Annotated in this window: 18 protein-coding genes; 9 read left to right on the forward strand and 9 right to left on the reverse strand. The window is 67.2% G+C overall.

Going from position 1 to position 20,207, the window contains the following annotated elements; genetic code table 11:
- Window positions 1-14: 14 nt before the first annotated feature.
- The 4 genes from ruvC to AB431_RS12630 are packed head-to-tail and all read left to right on the forward strand — an operon-like array spanning window position 15 to window position 2,639.
- Window positions 15-593 (forward strand): crossover junction endodeoxyribonuclease RuvC, encoded by a 579-nt coding sequence (ruvC, locus tag AB431_RS12615; RefSeq protein WP_047330199.1) that lies wholly within the window; start codon window positions 15-17, stop codon window positions 591-593.
- Window positions 590-1,183, forward strand: coding sequence for a Holliday junction branch migration protein RuvA (gene ruvA / locus AB431_RS12620; protein WP_047330200.1), 594 nt, complete (start codon window positions 590-592; stop codon window positions 1,181-1,183). The genes ruvC and ruvA overlap by 4 nt, the downstream gene beginning before the upstream one ends.
- Entirely contained in the window at window positions 1,180-2,244 is a 1,065-nt protein-coding gene (gene ruvB, locus AB431_RS12625; RefSeq protein WP_047330201.1) for a Holliday junction branch migration DNA helicase RuvB, read from the forward strand. Before ruvA ends, ruvB begins: the two co-directional genes overlap by 4 nt.
- A gap of 11 nt (window positions 2,245-2,255) precedes the next feature.
- Entirely contained in the window at window positions 2,256-2,639 is a 384-nt protein-coding gene (locus AB431_RS12630) for a DUF1304 domain-containing protein (protein WP_047330202.1), read from the forward strand.
- 27 nt (window positions 2,640-2,666) lie between these two features.
- On the opposite strand, the gene AB431_RS12635 is transcribed toward AB431_RS12630, so the two are convergent.
- The 4 genes from AB431_RS12635 to AB431_RS12650 are packed head-to-tail and all read right to left on the reverse strand — an operon-like array spanning window position 2,667 to window position 7,721.
- On the reverse strand, window positions 2,667-3,278 hold the full coding sequence (locus AB431_RS12635) for a carbonic anhydrase (RefSeq protein WP_047330203.1): 612 nt from the start codon (window positions 3,276-3,278) through the stop codon (window positions 2,667-2,669).
- A 32-nt stretch (window positions 3,279-3,310) separates the two neighbouring features.
- Window positions 3,311-3,634, reverse strand: a complete 324-nt coding sequence (locus AB431_RS12640; RefSeq protein WP_047330204.1) for a nitrogen regulatory protein P-II — start codon at window positions 3,632-3,634, stop codon at window positions 3,311-3,313.
- Window positions 3,631-6,195 (reverse strand): DUF2309 domain-containing protein, encoded by a 2,565-nt coding sequence (locus AB431_RS12645; protein WP_047330205.1) that lies wholly within the window; start codon window positions 6,193-6,195, stop codon window positions 3,631-3,633. Before AB431_RS12645 ends, AB431_RS12640 begins: the two co-directional genes overlap by 4 nt.
- The gene (locus AB431_RS12650) at window positions 6,192-7,721 is read right to left on the reverse strand and encodes a proton-conducting transporter membrane subunit (RefSeq protein ID WP_052960271.1); all 1,530 of its coding nucleotides are present in this window, start codon (window positions 7,719-7,721) and stop codon (window positions 6,192-6,194) included. The genes AB431_RS12645 and AB431_RS12650 overlap by 4 nt, the downstream gene beginning before the upstream one ends.
- A 125-nt stretch (window positions 7,722-7,846) precedes the next feature.
- On the opposite strand from AB431_RS12650, the gene AB431_RS12655 reads away from it, so the two are divergent.
- Entirely contained in the window at window positions 7,847-8,143 is a 297-nt protein-coding gene (locus tag AB431_RS12655) for a winged helix-turn-helix domain-containing protein (RefSeq protein ID WP_047333370.1), read from the forward strand.
- 5 nt (window positions 8,144-8,148) lie between these two features.
- Here AB431_RS12655 and AB431_RS31475 read toward each other — a convergent pair whose 3' ends face one another.
- Entirely contained in the window at window positions 8,149-9,258 is a 1,110-nt protein-coding gene (locus AB431_RS31475) for a diguanylate cyclase (protein WP_047330206.1), read from the reverse strand.
- Between the two features lie 159 nt (window positions 9,259-9,417).
- Entirely contained in the window at window positions 9,418-12,900 is a 3,483-nt protein-coding gene (car, locus tag AB431_RS12665; protein WP_047330207.1) for a carboxylic acid reductase, read from the reverse strand.
- A gap of 226 nt (window positions 12,901-13,126) precedes the next feature.
- On the opposite strand from car, the gene AB431_RS12670 reads away from it, so the two are divergent.
- Together AB431_RS12670 and AB431_RS12675 are read left to right on the forward strand one after the other, a co-directional pair.
- Window positions 13,127-13,825, forward strand: a complete 699-nt coding sequence (locus AB431_RS12670; RefSeq protein ID WP_047330208.1) for a hypothetical protein — start codon at window positions 13,127-13,129, stop codon at window positions 13,823-13,825.
- A gap of 126 nt (window positions 13,826-13,951) precedes the next feature.
- Window positions 13,952-14,263 (forward strand): hypothetical protein, encoded by a 312-nt coding sequence (locus AB431_RS12675; protein ID WP_047330209.1) that lies wholly within the window; start codon window positions 13,952-13,954, stop codon window positions 14,261-14,263.
- Here AB431_RS12675 and AB431_RS12680 read toward each other — a convergent pair.
- The 3 genes from AB431_RS12680 to AB431_RS12690 form a co-directional block, all read right to left on the reverse strand.
- Window positions 14,235-15,662 carry a gamma-aminobutyraldehyde dehydrogenase gene (locus AB431_RS12680; protein WP_047330210.1) on the reverse strand — a complete coding sequence of 476 codons (1,428 nt, stop codon included), beginning with the start codon at window positions 15,660-15,662 and terminating at the stop codon, window positions 14,235-14,237. The genes AB431_RS12675 and AB431_RS12680 overlap by 29 nt on opposite strands.
- Complete coding sequence (gene gabT / locus AB431_RS12685; RefSeq protein ID WP_047330211.1) at window positions 15,662-17,002, reverse strand: 4-aminobutyrate--2-oxoglutarate transaminase; 1,341 nt, start codon at window positions 17,000-17,002, stop codon at window positions 15,662-15,664. Before gabT ends, AB431_RS12680 begins: the two co-directional genes overlap by 1 nt.
- Window positions 17,003-17,142: 140 nt before the next feature.
- On the reverse strand, window positions 17,143-17,838 hold the full coding sequence (locus tag AB431_RS12690) for a nitroreductase family protein (protein WP_047330212.1): 696 nt from the start codon (window positions 17,836-17,838) through the stop codon (window positions 17,143-17,145).
- 132 nt (window positions 17,839-17,970) lie between these two features.
- On the opposite strand from AB431_RS12690, the gene yajC reads away from it, so the two are divergent.
- Window positions 17,971-18,309, forward strand: a complete 339-nt coding sequence (gene yajC, locus AB431_RS12695) for a preprotein translocase subunit YajC (RefSeq protein ID WP_047330213.1) — start codon at window positions 17,971-17,973, stop codon at window positions 18,307-18,309.
- A gap of 109 nt (window positions 18,310-18,418) precedes the next feature.
- Window positions 18,419-20,206, forward strand: a complete 1,788-nt coding sequence (gene secD, locus AB431_RS12700; protein ID WP_047330214.1) for a protein translocase subunit SecD — start codon at window positions 18,419-18,421, stop codon at window positions 20,204-20,206.
- Window position 20,207: the final 1 nt, after the last annotated feature.

Below are 20,207 nucleotides of genomic sequence, written 5' to 3' on the forward strand. Positions count from 1 at the left end.
TCGGAAGGCGATCCGTGCGGGTGATGGGAGTCGACCCTGGGTTGACGCGCTGCGGCCTCTCGGTGATCGAGAGTCGGGGCGGCCGCCAGGTGATCGCGCTGGACGTCGATGTGGTGCGCACCCCGTCCGACGAGCCGTTGCAGCGCCGACTGCTGACCATCAGCGACACCGTCGACCACTGGATGGACACGCACCTGCCCGACGTCGTCGCGATCGAGCGGGTGTTCGCCAACCAGAACGCCAACACCGCGATGGGCACCGCGCAGGCCGGCGGGGTGATCGCCCTGGCCGCTGCCCGCCGGGGGATCGACGTGCATTTCCACACGCCCAGTGAGGTGAAGGCCGCCGTCACCGGTAATGGCCGCGCCGACAAGGCTCAGGTCACCGCGATGGTCACCCGGATCCTGCAGTTGCAGCAGAAACCGACTCCGGCCGACGCCGCCGACGCGCTGGCCCTGGCCATCTGCCACTGCTGGCGCGCGCCGATGATCGCCAGGATGGCCCAAGCCGAGGCCATGGCAGCCGAGCAGAAGCGCGCATACCAGGCTCGGCTGAAGGCGGCCCGCACGCCGGCGTCACGGAGCGCGACATGATCGCCTCGGTGCGCGGCGAGGTCATCGACATCGCCCTCGACCATGCCGTCATCGAGGCCGCCGGCGTCGGTTACAAGGTGATGGCCGCCCCGTCGACGCTGGCGACACTGCGCCGCGGCACCGAGGCGCGGCTGATCACCGCGATGATCGTCCGTGAGGACTCCCAGACGCTCTACGGCTTCGCCGACTCCGACGCCCGCGACCTGTTCCTGACCCTGCTCGGAGTGTCCGGGGTCGGCCCCAAGATCGCGCTGGCGACACTGGCCGTCTACGACGCGACCGCGCTACGCCAGGCGCTTGCCGATGGTGACGTGACGGCCTTGACGCGGGTGCCGGGCATCGGTAAGCGTGGTGCCGAACGCATGGTGCTCGAATTGCGGGACAAGATCGGCCCCGTCGCCGCCGGTCCCGGTGTCACCGCGGCCACCGGTCACGCGGTGCGCGGCCCGGTGGTGGAAGCCCTTGTCGGACTTGGCTTTGCAGTCAAGCAGGCCGAAGAGGCCACCGATAGGGTGTTGGCGGCCGACAGCGAGGCCAACACCTCCACAGCGCTGCGCGCGGCGCTGTCGCTACTGGGGAAGACCAAGTGAGCAGGTTCGACGAAGAGGACGACGAGGCGGCCGACCGCGATGTGTCGCCGGCACTGACCGTCGGCGAAGGGGATATCGACGCCAGCCTGCGGCCCCGTTCGCTTGGCGAGTTCATCGGTCAGCCACGGGTTCGCGAGCAGCTGCAGCTGGTCCTCGAGGGCGCCAAGAACCGTGGCGGCACGCCGGATCACATTCTGTTGTCCGGGCCGCCGGGGCTGGGCAAAACGTCGCTGGCGATGATCATCGCCGCCGAACTGGGCTCAGCGTTGCGGGTGACGTCCGGGCCGGCCCTGGAACGCGCGGGTGACCTCGCAGCGATGCTGTCCAACCTCGTCGAGGGCGATGTGCTGTTCATCGACGAGATTCATCGCATCGCCCGGCCCGCCGAAGAGATGCTGTACCTGGCGATGGAGGACTTCCGCGTCGACGTGATCGTGGGCAAAGGTCCTGGGGCGACGTCGATTCCGTTGGAGGTTGCGCCGTTCACATTGGTCGGTGCCACCACCCGTTCCGGAGCGCTGACCGGACCGCTGCGGGATCGGTTCGGTTTCACCGCGCACATGGACTTCTACGAACCGCACGAGCTGGAGCGGGTACTGGCCCGCTCGGCCGGGATCCTGGGCATCGAACTGGGATCCGAGGCCGGCGGCGAGATCGCCCGCCGGTCGCGCGGCACGCCACGCATCGCCAACCGGCTGTTGCGGCGCGTGCGTGACTACGCCGAAGTGCGCGCCGACGGTGTGATCACCCGCGATATCGCCAAGGCCGCGCTGGCGGTCTACGACGTCGACGAACTCGGACTGGACCGGCTCGACCGTGCGGTGCTCACCGCGCTGACCAAGAGCTTCGGCGGCGGTCCGGTCGGGGTGTCGACGATGGCTGTCGCGGTGGGGGAGGAAGCCACCACGGTCGAGGAGGTGTGCGAGCCGTTCCTGGTCCGCGCCGGGATGATTGCACGGACTCCCCGCGGCCGGGTGGCGACGCCGCTAGCCTGGACCCACCTCGGCATGGTTCCTCCGCCGCGGGCCAGCGGGTTCGGCCAAACCGGCCTGTTCGAGTGATAGGAGCGCCGATGGTCACCGCCGCACTGATCTTCGCCGGCCTCGCCGCGCTGCTGCACGTCTACATCTTCACGATGGAGTCGCTGACCTGGACGACGCCGCGCACCCGCAAAGTCTTCGGCACCACAGCTGAGGAAGCCGAGACCACCAAACTGCTCGCTCTCAATCAGGGTTTCTACAACCTGTTTCTGGCGATTGTCACAGTCGTTGGGATCGTCGCAATGGCCTTGGGGCACACTGGGATCGGTGCCGCGCTGGTCTTCGCCGGTGTCGGGTCCATGCTCGCCGCGGCCGCCGTGCTGTTGGCATCCTCACCGGACAAGGCCCGCGCCGCGGTCACTCAGGGGGCGTTCCCGTTGGTGGCCGTCGTGCTGCTGGTGATCGCGCTCATCTGACGTTCGCACTGGCCCCTCAGCTGAAGCTCACACGCATTCCAGCAACGTGTCCGACACGTCACCGACCGGCCCGATTGTGGCGTAGGTGCGCAGGTAGCCGCTGTCGGAATCGATTCCGGCGCACACGATTGCACACCGCCCGGTGTCGATGCTGCTGGCGATGCTCGGTGATCGTTGGGTCAGCGCGACGCCGGTCTCGACGATGTGCGCGGCAGTGACGGCTTTGACCGACTCGGTACCGACACCCCGTCGCACGATTGACGCGATCCCTTGCTGCACAGGTACTCTGGCGACCCCGTCTGGTATCACCGCCTCGTCCCAGGCTCGCATGGCCGCATGCATCGCGGGGCATTCGTCGTGGCCGAGGATGACGATGAGCGGCACCTCCAGGGTGTCGACCGCGTATTCGATGGTGGCCAGGACCCCGGAGTCGATGACGTGTCCCCAGGTGCTGACCTCGAACAGCGAGCCCCAGCTTTGGCCGAAGACCATCGCGCTGCCGACCGGTGAGTCCGCGCAACGGAACACCGCGGCTGTCGGGGTTTGGTTCATCGGCTTGGGGCGGCGCCCCGCGGCTGGGACGTAGAAGAGCTCGTTTCCTGCGCGCAGCTGGTGCCAGGCGCTTTTCGGGTCGGACATGATGTGATCCTTTCTGCGATGGGAGTGGGAGTTCAGCTGAAGTACTCGGGCCGGCTGACGTAGGTTTCGGTCACGAACATCACCCCGGATGACGCGTCGAGTAGCGGGCGCAGTCCGGCCAAGAGGGCGCCTGCTTTCGATTCCGGGACGACTGTGATGAGCAGTTCTAGTGCCGCTTGCTGATTGAAGAGCAGTCGACCCTGGCGGTAGCCGTGGTGCCCCAGGCCCGAAACGCCTGACACACTGGTGTATCCGGTGGCGCCGACGCTCTGGATGAGGTCGCGCACCGCGGGGGCGTCGCCACCTGGGACCACCACCTCGATCTTGGTCATCTTGGTCAGAGTGGGTGCGGTCATGGGATCATCTCCTCATCGAGGGTTATTGGGGTGGAAGGGGATTCGAACCAGGGTTGCCAGCCGTTGCGGGTCCAGCGTTGCCACGGCGCTCCGTATGTCTCGCGCGCCGCCAGCGATATCCAGTCGTTGCCGAACAGGTGCTGCAGGATGGGGTTCCGTTCGACGATGGTGTCGATGCGACTCAGAGGGGCTTGAACCACCGCCTGAAGCCGGAGCGGTTCGTGCCGCAACCGGTCGCCGTCGGCCAGAGATTGCCACGGCAGCCCCAGTTGCAGGTCACCACTGTGCCCGGCCAGCACGCCGGCGGTGCCGACGACGTTGTGGATGGTTTTGGTTCCGGCGCCGAAGACTGCCGGTGCGACGGTGGAGAAGTAGTACTGGCAGTTGATCCATTGAGCGACCACCAGCGGTGCCGTGAGGATCGTCTCCAACGCGGCGCCGTGAGGGTCGACATCGGGATCGTAGGAGTGCAGGAAAGTGCGTCGCTGAAGATCCAACCCGGCTGAGACGTCACGCGGCGCGACGATGAAGGCCGCGTTGCCGGCCAGACCCCATTCGGGATATACCTGTGCCCAGTCGGTTGACCGAGCAGCGACGTGCCGTGCGGCCCGCTGTGGTGTGAGGGCCGGCCGAGCCCCGGGTAGCGTCGCGCACCGTTCGGCGGCCAGGTCGGCACCGGCGCGACTCAGGTCGGCAACTAAGCGGTCGACGTCGTCGTGATGATCCGCCGGAATCAGATGCCGATCGAGGATCGATACCCGGTCGGTGGCGGTGTCATGCTGGGCGGCAACGAAAACCGTGGAGTCGGGGATGTCGATACCCGCGCTGCGTAGTTCCTCGCGCACCTGGGTTTGGTTCAGGATCGCGACGGCGGTGCGGGCGTTGGGGCCGCCCGCTTGTCCGCCGCAGGCCCCGCAGTCCAGCGCGGCCTGGTACGGGTTGTTTTCCGTCGAACTGCCGTGCCCGCACAGCACCACGAGCCGGCCGAATCCTTTGACCAATCCCATTGTGGTCAAGGCCACTTGGGCATAGAGGGCTCGCTCACCCAGAGGTATGGCATCGACGTTCAGGTTGGTCGGCGCGTCAGGCACCGCGATACGGTGCAACCGCTGACGGAGCGCGCCCGTGAAGCCGGGGGTGAACGTTTTCATTGCCGACAGGGGCGCGGCCGCCCACCCGGCGACTTCGGCGAGCGTGAACGGTGCTGCCAGGGCCTCTTTGGCGCTGTGGAACGCCGACTCGGCACCTGCCAGGTCGAGTTCACCGGAAATCCGACGCGCCGCATGTTCAACTCCGTCGCGGGACGGCGCTTCGGAGATGTCGTAGTTCGGCGCGATGAGAACCGGGCACAGATCACTGGGTGCCCCGCCGAGCAAGTCAGTGAATCTGATTGCTACAGCGAAGAATCCCGCGAATCCGAGGGTTTGGTAGCCGCCGAGTGGCTCGAGGTGCCGGCGCAATCCCTCCGAGCGGGTGTCGATGCACGTCACCAGCTGTGTATGCGCCGGCGTGCTGGTTTCGTTCTGCTCGGTGCGCAGTTCGCTGAGCAGTCGGTCGCGATAGTGATCTTCGAACGCATTCTGCCACAGCAGGTCTCGCGCGGTGACCGGTAGAGCTGCCAGCACTCGAGCGGCGGCGGCGAGCTCGGCCTCGGTGACGCCGGCGAGCCCCCAGAACCGCACCAGATGTGAAGCACGGTCGCGGGCGGACGGCGCTGCGGGCTCTGGGGCGGGGCGCAGGCTCCGGTCCTGATGGTTGCCGCCGAGCAGTGCGCTCTCGTAGGCCAGCCGAACGGCGAGGTACGCCAGGAGATCGATCCCGGTGTCTTCGCCGCTGCACCACTGGATGTGCGCGGCCCAGCCGGGCAGGCAGGTCAGATGGGCCTGCAGGTAGGCGATCCGCGCTTCCTCGGCTACGCCCAACGTCTCCAACGCTTCCAGCAGGGCATCGTCCGGGCGAGACGCGACCCGGCGAAGCCGTTGGCGGACAGAGCGTTTCAATGTGTGGTCGCTGGCTGCCAGCGCCCGCCAGGCCGGATAGAACCCGTCGTCGCGACCGGGCATCGGCCAGGCGCCGTGACCGAAGTATGCCGCGCACCATTTTCCGACTTGGGCATCGACGATTCGGGCGACCTGCGGATCGAGTTGTTCGGAGAAAGTCCGATAGCGGCGTACCTGTTCTGTGTGCCCGGGCCCGTGCAGAAGATCCGCCCTCAGTAACTCCACCGGTCTGACCTCGTACGCGCCGAGCTGCAGCGCTGGCATGTCGGGGAGGTTCGGGTAGCGGCGAGAGATCGCCGCATCGAGGTCGTCGTCGGTGATGCGCCCCGCTCGGTGCAGTTCGCGAAACTCCTGCAGCGCCAGCGTTCCGGGCATGCCGTAAAGGTCACCGGCTCGCCGAATCGCTTGTTCGAACGGCATGGTCTCCAGTCCGGCCAGCGGGTTGACCGCGATGAAGGTCGACAGCGGGTAGTGGGTGGGCAACACCCGGGCGGCGAGTGCCACGTCGCTGCGCAGATGAGCCCGCCGGGTGTCGACGGTGGCGGTGTCGGTGACGGTCATGATCGTGCTCCTGTCAGGGGGGTGGGCAGGGAGGGTGCGATGTATCCGGTGCTGACGGCTCGTGCATAGATCGCCCGGTGGATCGCCGTGTCGGGCATCGATCGCACTACCGCCAACCCGGCCAGCACTGCGCTCACAGCCGCCGCGACGATCCAGGCGACTGCGGCGGGCGGTGTGGCCGTGGACAGGGCCGGAGCGAGGAAGTGGCTTGTCATGGTGATCAGGCCGAGATAGGCGGTCGCTACCGCGAATAGCACTGACGCGGCGGTGACGGCTGCGGCGGCGCTGCGGCGCCGCGTCAGCCAGCCCCAGGTGACGGCCGCGCCGGTAGCCAAGGCGAAGATCAGCAAGGCCTGTTCGGCGGCGTGCTGCCCCGGCGGCCAGGAAACGATCTGCACTGCTGTGTACAGCGCCAGGGCCGGCAAGACCGAGGCGCCGACTGCGGTGAGCGTGCGCCGACGCCGGCTCATCGCACGTGCCGGCGGCCGTGCGGACGCACGTCGCCGCGCAGCGATCGCTGATCCTGACGACAGGAACAGCGTCGCCTTGTAGAACCCGTGGGCGACGAGGTGGAAGATCGTCGCGGCCCAGAGGCCCAGGCCGCAGGTGAGGATCATGAAACCCATCTGTGCCATCGTCGAATTGGCAAGCGCGCCTTTGACGTCCGCCCTAACCAGCATGACCACCGCGCCATAGGTCAGGGTCGCGGCACCGGCCGCGATCGTGATAGCGCGGGCCAGGTCACCGGAGACCACGGGCGCCAGACGTACGAGCAGGATGCCGCCGGCGTTGACCACCCCCGCGTGCAGCAGCGCAGACACCGGTGTGGGTGCAGCGAGCGTGGCCGGCAACCATCGGTGGAAAGGCCACTGTGCGGATCGGGAGAGGGCGGCGATCACCACCAGACATGCGATCGTCGGCACGAGCGGTCCGTCGCGTTCTGCGACGTTCAGCGCGCGCAGGTCGATCGAACCCCAGTGGGCCGTCGCCAAGGCCACAGCTGTCCACAGCGCCAAGTCGCCGATCACGAAGGCCGTGGCGGTGCGACGCACGCCGTCGCGCGCGGCGGGTAGATGCCAGTACATGCCCAGCAACAAGCAGAGCGCGACGCCTGCGATCGTCCAGCTGAGCGCGAGCCCGAACAGAGTCGTCGCGGTGACCAGCCCGGCTGATGCCGACGTCAGCAGTGAGGCGCCGGCGGTGAACCACGCGGCTCGCCGGTCCCCGGCCAGATACCGGATGGCAAAGACCTGCACCACGGTGCTGACGCCGAATATCAGCAGCAGCAGCACCGCGGCCAGTCGATCGACCGCCACAACCAGCCCGCCGACGGCGGTGGTCACGGGCGGCTCACGCCCCGCCTCGACGGCTAGCGCGGCCGCCGCGAGGAAGCCGAAGGCGGCGACCACTGCGCCGCCACGGCCCAACACGCGACCGCCGCGGGGGCTCCAAACAGCCGCTACCAGTGCGAACGCCGCCGGAGCGGTCAACATCATCAGGAGAAGTTCGTTCGAGTCGGTCAACATGCGACACAAATTACGTGTATTAAAATACGTATGTCAAGCTTCGGGAATTATGTGTCGTATATGAGCGTGTCGTCGACTGGCGCGTGTTGTTTCAGGTATTGCTAGTGACGAACTACGATTCCGGTATGGCGGAGTGGACGTTTCTGACGAACCACGCTCACACCCTGTTGTGCATCGCGCGTGATCCGGGAATCCGCTTGCGCGACGTCGCCGAGCGCGTGGGGGTGACCGAACGTGCGGCCCAACGCATCGTCGCCGACCTGGTCGAAGCCGGTTATCTCGACCGGCTGCGCGAAGGGCGGCGCAACTACTACCGGATCCGGGCCGATCGACCATTGCGACATCCGGTCGAACACGGTCATCGCATCGGCGAGATCCTGGCGGTGTTGCATGAGTCGAAGGATTCCGGCGAGGGCTCCTGAGCAGCTCACAGACTCCTACTGATGCCTGCCCTGCTGCGAATCTGGTTTCCCCCCAACCGTTTTGCCTCATACATCGCCGTATCGGCCGCGTCCACGAGGTGCGTGAGCGTCGCAGCGATGCTGTCCCCGCCGATCTCGGCCAGGGCGATGGCCGCCACGCCGACACTCGCCGTCACTCCGCCCGGCGTGGCGGCGACGGCGGCGCGACACCGTTCGGCACACGCCGAGGGATCGTCCGTCGCGGTCAGTTCGGCGATCAGGAATTCCTCACCGCCCGGCCGGGCCACCACCGCGTTCATGGCGCTGGCGCGTCGCAGGTTGTCGGCGACCGCTACCAGCACCGTGTCCCCGTACCCGTGACCGTACGTGTCGTTGATCTGTTTGAACCCGTCCAGGTCGACCATGACCACGGCCAACCACCGCGCCGAGAGCGTGTCTCCTGCTGCGACCAGCCGTAGCGCGGATTGATAGAAGCCCCGACGGTTTCGCAGACCGGTCAGCGGGTCGGTGTGCGACATCATCGCGTCCAGCGTCAGGAAGTGCAGCAACACCTGGCCCGAGAACGGGACCGCGAGCACCGCGATCGCCACGCCGACCACATGGCCCACTGCCAGCGCGGCGTCGCCTTCGCCGGCCACCCGCACCGCGGCGACACCCGTGGCCACCGCCGCGTTGGCCAGCGTGGCCGCCAGGATCCGACTGGAATGGAACAGGGCGACGTAGCCGGCCAGGGGAGCGAAAGTGGTGCAGGCCAACAAACCGGTCAACGGGCTACCGGCGATCAAGCAGGCGATGGTCACGCACACGTTGCCGCCGAGGGCGAACAGGGTGGACTGCCGGTGACTCGGCCAACCCGCCAACCAGATGCCGGCGCCGCCTGCGCACAGCAGCGAGATCACCATTGCCGCCGCCCGGTGCACTTCACCCTGGGGTCCGGACGGGCTGAACAGCATCACGATCGGCACCGCAGCAAGGACCACGACGATGGACGCGATCATGAAACGGGCGAAGCGCTGCAATTGGCGGGATGCCAGGTATTCGGACAGCCAGCCGTACTGATCTGGCTGGCGCCACCACTGCCGGATCGACGCCGCGAGGCCTACGTCGTTGTGCATGTGCTCCCGAACCGGCCGCAGCCTGCCCCCCGGAGGGCTGGAAGCCTGGACGAATAGTACTCGTCGCATCTGCGCTGCGCCGGACGAGGTGCGCCCACCGAAAGCGACACCAGGGTCGTCGATCCTGATTGATCGCGACCCTGGTGTCGATTTCGTGAGTTACAGCAGGCCCAGCAGCTGCAAGTCGGTGATGTACTTGACGATGATCTCCGACGACACATGCGGAATGTCTTTGTCCGGACCGATTTTCGCGTCTTGAACCGCGGCGCGGAACCGCTCGGTCGGGGCGATCGATCCGCGGACCGGCCGCTCCGGGTGCTGATAGTTGTGCAGCAGCGGCAGCAGCGAGCCCTGGCGCTGGCGGTCGGGCAGAGCGCGCATCGCCGTCTCGAACCGCTGCAGCCATGCGCCGTAGTCGGCGATCCGCTGGATCGGGTAGCCGGCCTCGATCAGCCAGTCGACGAACTCGTCGAGTCCGATGCCGTCGTCGTAGGGGTTCATGACGTGGTAGGTCTCGAACCCTTCGGTCACCGACGAACCCAGCGTGGAGATCGCCTCGGCAATGAATTCAACTGGGAGACCGTCGTAGTGGGCGCGCTGGCGGTTGCCGTCGGCGGCGAGCTCGTAGAACGACGCCGGGGCGATTCCAGTGGCCACCAGGCTCAGCATCATGCGGGTGAACATGTCGGGCAGGTTGAGCTGTCCGCCGTAAGTGGTGTCGGCCAGAATCATGTCGCAGCGGAACACCGAGACCGGCAGACCGCACAGGTCGTTGGCCTCACGGAGCAGCACCTCGCCGGCCCATTTGCTGTTGCCGTAACCATTGGCGTACGAGTCGTCGACCGCCCGGGTCGCGCTGATCTCGCGGATGTCACCGTCCTCGGTGAATCGCCCCGGCGCGATGCCGGCGCCCACGCCGATCGTCGACACGTAGATGAACGGCTTCTGCTTGGTGGTCAAAGCGATCCGGATGAGTTCAGCGGTACCAACAGCGTTGGGCCCGAACAGCTCCCGATAGGGCAGCACGTGGTTGACCAGTGCGGCCGGATCGACGATCAGGTCGACGGTGTCGGCCAGTCGCTGCCAGGTCTGCGGGTCCAGACCGAGGTTCTCCTCGCCCTTGTCGCCGGCGATCACCTCGAGATGCTCGGCGGCCAACTGCCGGTAGTGCGCCAGCAGCTTGGGGTCACCACTGTCGAACGTGGCGTCCAGGCGGGCGCGCGCGGCCTGGTCGTCCTTCGCGCGTACCAGGCAGATAACCTTGCCGTCGACCAGGTTCATCCGCTCCAGCCAGTCCAGCGCCAGGTAGCGTCCGAGGAATCCGGTTGCGCCGGTGAGTAATACAGTTCGGATCTCGCTGGCCGGTCCGGGCAGCTGCGGCGCGGCGGCCAGGGTGGCGCCGTCGACGAAGCGATCCAGCGTGAGATCAAGGGCGTGCGCTTCGGTGGCCCCGGCGCCGTGTACGGAGGCGAACGTCGGGCGCTTGCTTCCCGAGCCGCGCTGCGCCTCGATGTAGCCGGCGATGGCCTGCAGGTCGTTGGCCGGGCTGACGATCACGCTCACCGGGACCTCGACGCCGAAGATCTCGTCGAGCAGATTGGCGAATGTCAACGCCGACAGCGAGTCTCCGCCGAGATCGGTGAAGTGGGCATCGGATTGCAGGTCTGCTGTCGCCGCCCCCAGCAGCGCGCCGGCGGCGCGGGTGACGGTCTCCAGCGCTGGTGCATCGGCGCCGCTCTGCCGCAGCGCCCGCAGTTCATCGGCCTGCCCGTCGGCCAGATCGACATACAACTGCTCGAGTGCCGACCCGTAGCGTTCCTTCAGCCGGGGCCATGCGAGCTTGCGGATACCGGTCAGAAGTCCGTTTTCTATCGTGAAAGGCGTTGTCTCGATGAGGAAGTCCCGTGGAATCTCATAGGACTGCAATCCGGCGCCGCGGGCCACCTCCTGCAGCGACTCGGCGATCAGCGCCTTGAGTTCCGTCGCATCGTGGGCGGCGGCGGCCTCAGCGGTCGGTACGACGACGGCCAGCAGGTAGGGCCGAGCGCTGTTGCCGTACAGGTAAATCTGGTGCACGACGGGGCTGCGTCCGAAGGCGGCCTCGAGCTTGGAGACCGTGACGAATTCACCCTGCGACAGCTTGAGAACGTTGTTGCGCCGGTCGACGTACTGCAAATGGTCGGCAGCGGTCTCGGCGACGATGTCACCGGTGCGGTAGTAGCCGTCCTCGTCGAACATCGCTGCGGTGATCTCTGGCCGCTTGTAGTAGCCGGGGAACAGCTGCGTCGACTTCACCAGCAGCTCGCCCCGGGGGTGCGGCAGGTCGGTGCCGAAGTAGCCCAACTCGGGAACATCGACCAGCTTGTAGTCGGTGACGGGTGGGCGGCGCACCACGCCGTCGACGAACACCGCGCCAGCCTCGGTGGATCCATAACCCTCGACCAGGTGCATGTCCAGGAAGTCCTCGACCCACGATTTGAGTTCGGGCGCGATCGGCGCCGAACCGGTCATCACGGAGACGAATCGGCCGCCCAACAGGCTGACCCGCTTCTCGGCGAACACCTGTGCTTTCTCGGCGCCGCTGCGGTCGATCTCGCTCTGGACTTCTTGGTGGATCATGTCCCATACCCGCGGCACCAGGTTCAGCTGGGTCGGGCGGGTCAGTGCCAGATCTTCCAGGAATGTCGACAAATCGGGGCGGGCGGCGAAATACACTGTGCCACCGGAACTGAGCGACCCGTACAGAGCGCCGCGCCCCATCACGTGACTCATCGGCATGAAGCTCAACACGATCGACGGGAATGCGCCGTGGCTGTCGTCCCAGTGTCCCGCGGCCGCGCGCCACATGTCGGCCACCTTGTGGGCCGGGTACATCGCGCCCTTCGGGGCGCCGGTACTGCCGGAGGTGTAGATCAACAGGGCCAACGGGTCGTCCTCGCCGGCGTCGGCGATCGCGACGGATGCGCCGGCGCCTCGGCCGATTTCGTCGGCGAGTGTGACCACCTCGACGCCGTCTAGCCGCTCCCTGGCGGCGGTCAGCGCGTCACGCTGGTCGTCGATCTCGGGTCGGAAATCGAAGACCACCAACCGTTTCGGGGCCGGCCCGGCCGACACGAGCTCGACCGCGTCATCGAGGTAGTCGATGCTCGACGCGACGACGACCGGCTCGGTCTCGGCGATGATCGGCTGCAGTTGCGCGACGACAGCACTGGTCTGCAGCGGCACGGACACCGCGCCCAGTTGCGTCAGGGCGATGTCGATGACGGTGTAGTCGACACTGGTGAACCCGAGGATGGCGACGCGGTCGCCCGCGGTGACCGGACCGGCGGACCAGGCGCCGGCGACCGCCTGGACGCGATCCCACACTTGGCGGTAGGTGATCGTGTCGAACTGCGGCAGCAGTTCGGGGGTGGTGCGCTGCGTCTGGGCGTCCCGGACGAATCGCACGGCGCGCTGGCCGAGCGCGGGGCGGTCGGCGTAGCCCTCGAAGATGGTCTTGATGAGGTCGGGGAGGCGCAGGCCGGGTTGATCGGCGGCCGCGGTCACCTCGGGGTCGGGCGCGGCGGCGGCGAACTGAGGGTCGGTCGCGTAGAGATCGGCAACGCGCTGCTCGAAACGGGCTTCGCGAGTATCAGTCGGCATGACGAGACTCCATTGACAAGCTAGGGAAGAGGAAAGTGGCGGGCGCTTCGTTGCGCTCAAATAAAACTACGTTAGCAAAACTAACGTTATTCCTCGGTCGACCCCGAGGCTAGGAACCGGGGCTGTGAACTTGCTCTCTGTCCGCTGCTCCGACTTCGTTAGAGGCCCGTGGCGCAGGGGTACCCGAGGTTCATCACGGGATGCACCCTTGAGCCAAGGAGTTGTCATGAGAGACGTAGACACCCGCCTCGACCCGCGCGCGGGCCGGATGGAAATCGCGCGTAGCAGAGGCGCGGCCAGTGGTTTTCTGCTTGTCCTGCTCGGACTGTGGGGAGCGCTGATTCCCTTCGTCGGGCCGTATTTCAACTTCGCCTACGACCCGGATACGCCATGGACGTGGACCACGGCCCGTGGCTGGCTCGAGGTTTTGCCCGGCGCGGTGGCGGTATTGGGTGGCTTGCTGCTGTTGATGTCGCGAAACCGGGCCACCGCGGTGCTCGGTGGCTGGCTCGCGGTAATCGCCGGCGCGTGGTTCGTGGTCGGCCGACTGTTCGCGAGCCCCTGGGGCCTCGGTGACTTCGGGGGGCCGGTAGCAAGCAGCACCGCCGGCCAGGTCGCGCTGGAGCTGATGTTCTGGAGCGGGCTCGGCTCGCTGATCATCTTCTTCGGCGCCATGGCGTTGGGTCGAGTGTCGGTGCGCAGCTTGCGCGACGTCCGCTACGCGACTCGTCCCGCGGGCGCCGACACCTATGCCGCTGAGCCGGTAGGCGCGGCGCCGGTCGCCGCTGCGCCTACGGAGCCGGTGGTCGAAGGGCATCGCCATCACGGACGTCAGGTCGCTGACGACGTCGAAGGCGAGCCCCGCCGGCGTCGCAGCTGGCGCGACATGTTCGGCGGCTCGCGCCGGACGCCCGTCGCGCACTAGGAAGTTCGACCAGGAGCCACCTGCCGCCACTGAGCGGTAGGTGGCTTCTGGCGTAATCGAGGTCACTGTGCGATATCCGCCACAAGGCGGATGGTATGACGCGGTTTCCGGGCCACTGTGGAAGGCATGACCGCAACGTTCGTTCCCGACGACGACTTCATCCGCATCGGCGAGTTGTGCACCCGGCTGGGTGTGCCGGACGACGATCGGGTGCTGTTCTGGCGGTGGGCCGACGAACTGCCGAGCCGGGCGGCCGTCGACGAATTGAACTCCTACGTCGACATTCTCATTGCCGAGCAGTGTCGCCGCCCCGCCGACGACGCGCTGGGCCGGCTCATCGAGCTGGGCTTGACCGACGACGAGATCCGCCGGTCGGTCGCCGCCCTGGTGCGAAAGCCCGGGGCGAAACTCAGCCCGTGTAAGCCATCACGTGCTTGATGCGGGTGTAGTCCTCGAACCCGTACATTGACAGATCTTTTCCGTGTCCCGAGGCCTTGAAGCCGCCGTGCGGCATCTCGGCGACAAGTGGAATGTGAGTGTTGATCCACACGCAGCCGAAGTCCAGCGCGTTGGACACGCGGATCGCCCGCGACACGTCGCGGGTCCACACCGAGGAGGCCAGACCGTACTCGGTGCCGTTGGCCAAGCGGATGGCCTCGTCCTCGTCGGCGAACGACTGCACGGTGATCACCGGGCCGAAGATCTCCTCCCGGACATGCCGGTCATCCTGGCGCAGGCCACCGATCACGGTCGGCTCTACGTAGAAACCTCTGTCGCCCTGGCGATTTCCGCCAGCCGCCACTGTCGCGTGCGCCGGCACGTCGGACAAGAAGCCCAGCACCCGATCGAGTTGATTGGTGTTGTTCACCGGCGGCACCCAGGCATCCTCGTCGTCGGCGGCCCGGCCGAAGGTGGTGGCCGCGCCCCTGGCCTGCTCGGCCAATGCGGCGGTGAGGTCCTCGGCGACGGCGGCACTGGCCAGTACCCGGGTCGCCGCGGTGCAGTCCTGACCGGCGTTGAAGTAACCGGCCGTCGCGATTCCGGCTGCGGCGATGGCGATATCGGCGTCGTCGAACACGATCACCGGTGCCTTACCGCCGAGTTCGAGGTGAGTGCGTTTGAGATGCCCGCCGGCGCTGACCGCGACCGCACGGCCCGCGGCGACCGATCCGGTGATCGACACCATCTGCGGAGTCGGATGCGCCACGACGCCCGCGCCGGTCACCCGATCCCCGCAGACGACATTGAGCACACCGGGCCCGAAGTGCTGTGCGGCGATCTCGGCCAGCATCACGGTGGTGACCGGGGTGGTGTCACTCGGCTTGAGGACGACGGTGTTGCCCGCGGCGATGGCCGGGCAGAACTTCCAGATCGCCATCATCATCGGGTAGTTCCAGGGCGCGACCTGACCGATCACCCCGACCGGCTCACGGCGGATCCACGACGTGTGGTCGGCCATGTACTCACCGGCCGACTTTCCTTCCAAAATCCTTGCCGCACCGGCAAAGAACCTGATCTGGTCGACCATCGGAGGGATTTCCTCGGCCAGCGTGACGTGATTGGGCTTACCGGTGTTGCGGCCCTCGGCGGCCACCAGGTCAGCGGCCGCTCTCTCCACGTCGTCGGCGAACCCCAGTAGCGCCTTCTGCCGCTGTGACGGTGTGGTGAGCTTCCAGTCGGTGAACGCCCGGCTCGCCGCGGCGTACGCGTTGTCGATGTCCTGTTCGTTGGAAACGGGTGCGGTGCCGTATTTTTCGCCAGTAGACGGGTCGACGATCGGCATCGTCGCCCCGCTCACTGAGTCGACGAGCTCGCCGTCAATGAAATTGCGGACCATCAGAGTGCGGCGAGAATCTCGGCCAGCACGTCGAGGCCCTCGACCAAGAGCTCGTCGCTGATGGCCAGCGGCGGCAGGAACCGCAGCACGTTTCCGTAGGTGCCACACGTCAACACCACCACACCCTGGGCGTGCGCCCTGGCCGCCAGTGTCTTGGCCAGCTCCGGATCCGGTTCTGCGGTACCCGATTTCACCAACTCGACGGCGATCATCGCACCGCGGCCGCGCACATCACCGATGCGGTCGTCGTCGGCCTGCATCCGACCGAGCTTGTCTTTCATCAGCGCTTCGATCTGCTTGGCCCGATCCACCAGCCCGTCGAGCTCGATGGTCTCGATGGTCGCCAGCGCGGCCGCACACGCCAACGGATTGCCGCCATAGGTGCCGCCGAGACCGCTGACATGCGGAGCGTCCATGATCTCGGCGCGCCCGGTCACCGCCGACAGCGGCAGACCGTCGGCGATGCCCTTGGCCGTCACGATCAGGTCCGGCTCGATGCCCTCGTCCTCGCACGCGAACATCGTTCCGGTGCGGGCGAATCCGGTCTGCACCTCGTCGGCGATGAACACCACGTTGTTGTCCGAACACCAGGCCCGCAGCGCAGGCAGGAAGCCCGGCGCGGGAACGATGAACCCACCCTCGCCCTGGATCGGCTCGATGATCACCGCGGCGAGGTTGGCCGCGCCGATCTGCTTGTCGATGATGTTCAGCGCCCGCTCGGCGGCCAGCTCGCCGTCGGTGGCCCACTCCTTGTCGATCAGGCCGTCGCGGAAGGGATAGGAGAGGGGGGCGCGGTAGATCTCCGGGGCGAACGGTCCGAACCCGCTCTTGTAGGGCATCGACTTGGCGGTCAGCGCCATCGTCAGGTTGGTGCGCCCATGGTAGGCGTGGTCGAAGGCCACCACCGCGGTCTTGCGGGTATACGAGCGGGCGATCTTGATCGCGTTCTCCACCGCTTCGGACCCGGAATTGAACAGTGCCGAGCGCTTCTCGTAGGACCCCGGGGTGAGCCGGTTGAGGTGCTCCGCGACGGCGATGTACTCCTCGTAGGGCGTCACCATGAAGCACGTGTGGGTGAAGTCGGCGACTTGGGCCTGCACCGCCTCGACCACGCGTGGTGAGGCGTTACCGATCGTCGTCACCGCGATGCCCGAGCCCAGGTCGATCAGCCGGTTACCGTCGACGTCCTCAATGATCCCGCCGCCTGCCCGCGCCGTGTAGACGGGCATCGTGACACCGACGCCGTGCGACACCGCCGCGACCCTGCGCTTGCTCAGTTCGACGGACCCGGGGCCCGGGATCTCGGTGACGAGTTTGCGGCTCTGCTCGAGAGTGGTCACTGCTGGTCTCCTAGGCGAGTGGCATGGCGCGAAGCGGGTCCTTCGAGCCTAGTCGCGTAAGACCGGGATGCAACTGAAAACTCGGTCAAAGCGCGATTCAGCAATGGATTGCGTTGCTGTACGCGACTAAATCAACGCAATCAGTCGGCGCTGATCGCTGGGAATGGCGCGCCGTCGAGCCGGTCGACGGTGGCGAATGCCGCCACCGGCTGGCGGGTGAGTCGACGAACCTGGCGCACGGGGTGCCCCAGCGCGATCACCGCCGCCAGCACCAGCGGACCTTCGGCGCCCAGCAGCCGTTTGACCTCGTCTTCTTCTCTGATCAGCATCGTCGTCAGCACGCCGCCAAGTCCTTCGGCACGGGCCGCCAGCAGGATGCTCCACGCGAACGGGTAGACCGACGCGCCACCGGCCAGCGAGTACCGGTCGAGATCGCGGTCCACGGCCGCAAGCTGCGACAGGTCGGCGAACAGCGCCAGTAGAACCGGAACCTCGTCGAGGTGGGCGGCGAATCCGCCAACCGCCGCCTCCTCGGTCTGTCCGGTTCCGGCAGCCAGGGCGGCCGCCTCCGCCGCGGCGTCGTTGACCGGCGACCACGGCCGCAGCCCGGCCGCGGTCAGCGTCAGGTAATCGACCCAGGGCTGGCGATACAGATCGCGCAGACCGCCCCGAATCACCGGATCCTTGACCACGACCAGGCGCCAGGCCTGGGCATTGGCCCCGCTGGGGGCGAACCGTGCGGTGTCCAGAATCCGCGCGAGTACCGCGTCCTCGACCGGCTCGTCGGTGAATTCGCGCACCGACCCGGTGCTGCGCAGGGCGTCGATCAGGTCCATCCGACCATCTTCCACCGGCGGTGCCGGTCGGAGCCGGACCGGCGCAATGGCAGACTGGACAGCTATGAACCCCGTGACCTGACGGTCGCGGCGCGCTGAACCCAGCACCCGATACGAAAGAATCGTTCCGCCATGGACCTGCTCGTCTTCCTGCCCCTGATCATCATCATGGGCGCATTCATGTATTTCGCCTCCCGGCGCCAGCGCAAGGCCATGCAGGCCACCATCGACCTGCACGAGTCCTTGACCATCGGAGACCGGGTGCACACCACCTCCGGCCTGCAGGCCACGATCACCGGGATCACCGACGACACCGTCGACCTGGAGATCGCCCCCGGCGTCGTGACCACCTGGATGAAGCTGGCCATCCGCGACCGCATCGAGGACGAGGTCGACGACACCGACGCCGATGAGGTCGGTGGAGCCACCGAGCTCACCGAGTCCGACGCGGACCGCCTCACCAAAGACTGATGGCCAGGCCCGCCACGTACCCTCTAGCGGGAGTTGATTGAGGACCGCATCCGCGGGACGCGGCACAACGACCTAGCGGGACGCGGCACAACCTAGGAGAAACAACAACGTGGCATCGTCTTCGGCGCCGGTGCATCCCTACCGCTGGCTGGCGCTGTTCCTGGTCCTGCTCATCGGGGTGTATCTGCTGGTCTTCCTCACCGGGGACAAGCGCACCACGCCCAAGCTGGGCATCGACCTGCAGGGCGGAACCCGCGTCACTCTGACGGCGCGCACCCCGGACGGATCCCGTCCCACCCGCGACGCGCTAAACCAGGCGCAGCAGATCATCGGCGCCCGCGTCAATGGCCTGGGGGTGTCGGGCTCCGAAGTCGTGATCGACGGGGACAACCTCGTCATCACCGTTCCCGGCAATGACGGCAACGAGGCCCGCAACCTGGGCCAGACCGCGCGGCTGTTCATCCGCCCGGTGATCGGCCAGCCGATCCCGGTCGAAGCCATCAAGCAGCAGATGCAGGCCGCCGCGCCCGGCGGCGCGGGGCCGGGAGGGCCGGTGCCCGCGCCGGCGCCCGGCGCGCCTGCACCGGCACCCGCGGCCGGTGAGCCGGTCGCCCCGCCACCCGCCGCACCCGCGCCGCAGCCGCGTCCGTACCCGGAAGAGCCGGCTCCCTCGCCGACCCCGGCTCCGCCCGCACCAGCCCCAGGCCCGGGCCAGCCGCCGACGGCGGCCCCGGCGCCACCCGCGCCCGGCCAGCCAGCCCCGCCGGACCCGCGCAAGGACCTGGCGGCGCGCATCAGTTTCGAGAAGCAGCTGCGGCAGAGCACCAACCAGAACCTGCTCCTGATCGCGGTGCAGTACATGGCGGGCAAGTGCGATCAGCCCGACATCCTGGCCGGTAACGACGACCCGAACCTTCCGCTGGTCGCGTGCTCGCAGGATCGCAAGTACATCTACGTCCTCGACAAGTCGATCATCAGTGGCGACCAGATCAAGGACGCGACGTCGGGCCTCGACCAGCAGAGCGGCGCCTACGTCGTCAACGTGGAGTTCAAGGACCAGGCCGCCACCACCTGGGCCGACTTCACCGCGGCCAACATCGGTACTCAGACGGCGTTCACGCTCGACTCCCAGGTGGTCAGCGCCCCACAGATCCGCGAAGCCATCCCCGGCGGGCGCACCCAGATCAGCGGCGGCAACCCGCCGTTCACCGCCGACACCGCGAAACAACTGGCCAACGTCCTCAAGTATGGATCGCTGCCGCTGTCATTCGAGTCCTCCGAGGCCGAAACAGTCTCGGCCACACTGGGATTGGCGTCGCTTCGCGCGGGCCTGATCGCGGGCGCCATCGGCTTGGCGCTGGTGCTGCTGTACTCGCTGCTCTACTACCGGGTGCTGGGACTGCTGACTGCGCTGTCGCTGATCGCCTCCGGCGCCATGGTGTTCGGCATCCTGGTGCTGCTCGGCAGATACATCAACTACACCCTCGACCTCGCCGGTATCGCGGGTCTGATCATCGGTATCGGCACGACCGCCGACTCGTTCGTGGTGTTCTTCGAACGCATCAAGGACGAGATCCGAGAGGGGCGTTCGTTCCGCTCGGCGGTGCCGCGCGGTTGGGCTCGCGCCCGTAAGACGATCCTGTCCGGCAACGCGGTCACCTTCCTGGCCGCCGCGGTGCTGTACTTCCTGGCCGTCGGGCAGGTGAAGGGCTTCGCGTTCACCCTGGGCCTGACGACGATCCTCGACGTCGTCGTGGTGTTCCTGGTGACCTGGCCGATGGTGTACCTGGCGTCGAAGTCGCCGACGATGGCCAAACCGGCATTCAACGGTCTCGGCGCGGTGCAGCAGATCGCCCGGGAACGTCGAGCCGCCGCCACCGCGACGGGACGGAGGTAAC

Source organism: Mycobacterium sp. EPa45 (genome assembly GCF_001021385.1).
Taxonomy (GTDB): domain Bacteria; phylum Actinomycetota; class Actinomycetes; order Mycobacteriales; family Mycobacteriaceae; genus Mycobacterium.

What these genes read in the sequence shown, in the direction of transcription:
- AB431_RS12635 (WP_047330203.1), bottom strand. Translation starts at nt 3,278, where the DNA reads ATGTCCGACCCGAAAAGCGCCTGGCACCAGCTGCGCGCAGGAAACGAG.
- AB431_RS12675 (WP_047330209.1), top strand. Translation starts at nt 13,952, where the DNA reads ATGACCGCAACGTTCGTTCCCGACGACGACTTCATCCGCATCGGCGAG.
- AB431_RS12630 (WP_047330202.1), top strand. Translation starts at nt 2,256, where the DNA reads ATGGTCACCGCCGCACTGATCTTCGCCGGCCTCGCCGCGCTGCTGCAC.
- AB431_RS12640 (WP_047330204.1), bottom strand. Translation starts at nt 3,634, where the DNA reads ATGACCGCACCCACTCTGACCAAGATGACCAAGATCGAGGTGGTGGTC.
- AB431_RS12650 (WP_052960271.1), bottom strand. Translation starts at nt 7,721, where the DNA reads ATGTTGACCGACTCGAACGAACTTCTCCTGATGATGTTGACCGCTCCG.
- car (WP_047330207.1), bottom strand. Translation starts at nt 12,900, where the DNA reads ATGCCGACTGATACTCGCGAAGCCCGTTTCGAGCAGCGCGTTGCCGAT.
- AB431_RS12680 (WP_047330210.1), bottom strand. Translation starts at nt 15,662, where the DNA reads ATGGTCCGCAATTTCATTGACGGCGAGCTCGTCGACTCAGTGAGCGGG.
- AB431_RS12690 (WP_047330212.1), bottom strand. Translation starts at nt 17,838, where the DNA reads ATGGACCTGATCGACGCCCTGCGCAGCACCGGGTCGGTGCGCGAATTC.
- AB431_RS31475 (WP_047330206.1), bottom strand. Translation starts at nt 9,258, where the DNA reads ATGCACAACGACGTAGGCCTCGCGGCGTCGATCCGGCAGTGGTGGCGC.
- yajC (WP_047330213.1), top strand. Translation starts at nt 17,971, where the DNA reads ATGGACCTGCTCGTCTTCCTGCCCCTGATCATCATCATGGGCGCATTC.
- AB431_RS12655 (WP_047333370.1), top strand. Translation starts at nt 7,847, where the DNA reads ATGGCGGAGTGGACGTTTCTGACGAACCACGCTCACACCCTGTTGTGC.
- AB431_RS12645 (WP_047330205.1), bottom strand. Translation starts at nt 6,195, where the DNA reads ATGACCGTCACCGACACCGCCACCGTCGACACCCGGCGGGCTCATCTG.
- AB431_RS12670 (WP_047330208.1), top strand. Translation starts at nt 13,127, where the DNA reads ATGAGAGACGTAGACACCCGCCTCGACCCGCGCGCGGGCCGGATGGAA.
- ruvA (WP_047330200.1), top strand. Translation starts at nt 590, where the DNA reads ATGATCGCCTCGGTGCGCGGCGAGGTCATCGACATCGCCCTCGACCAT.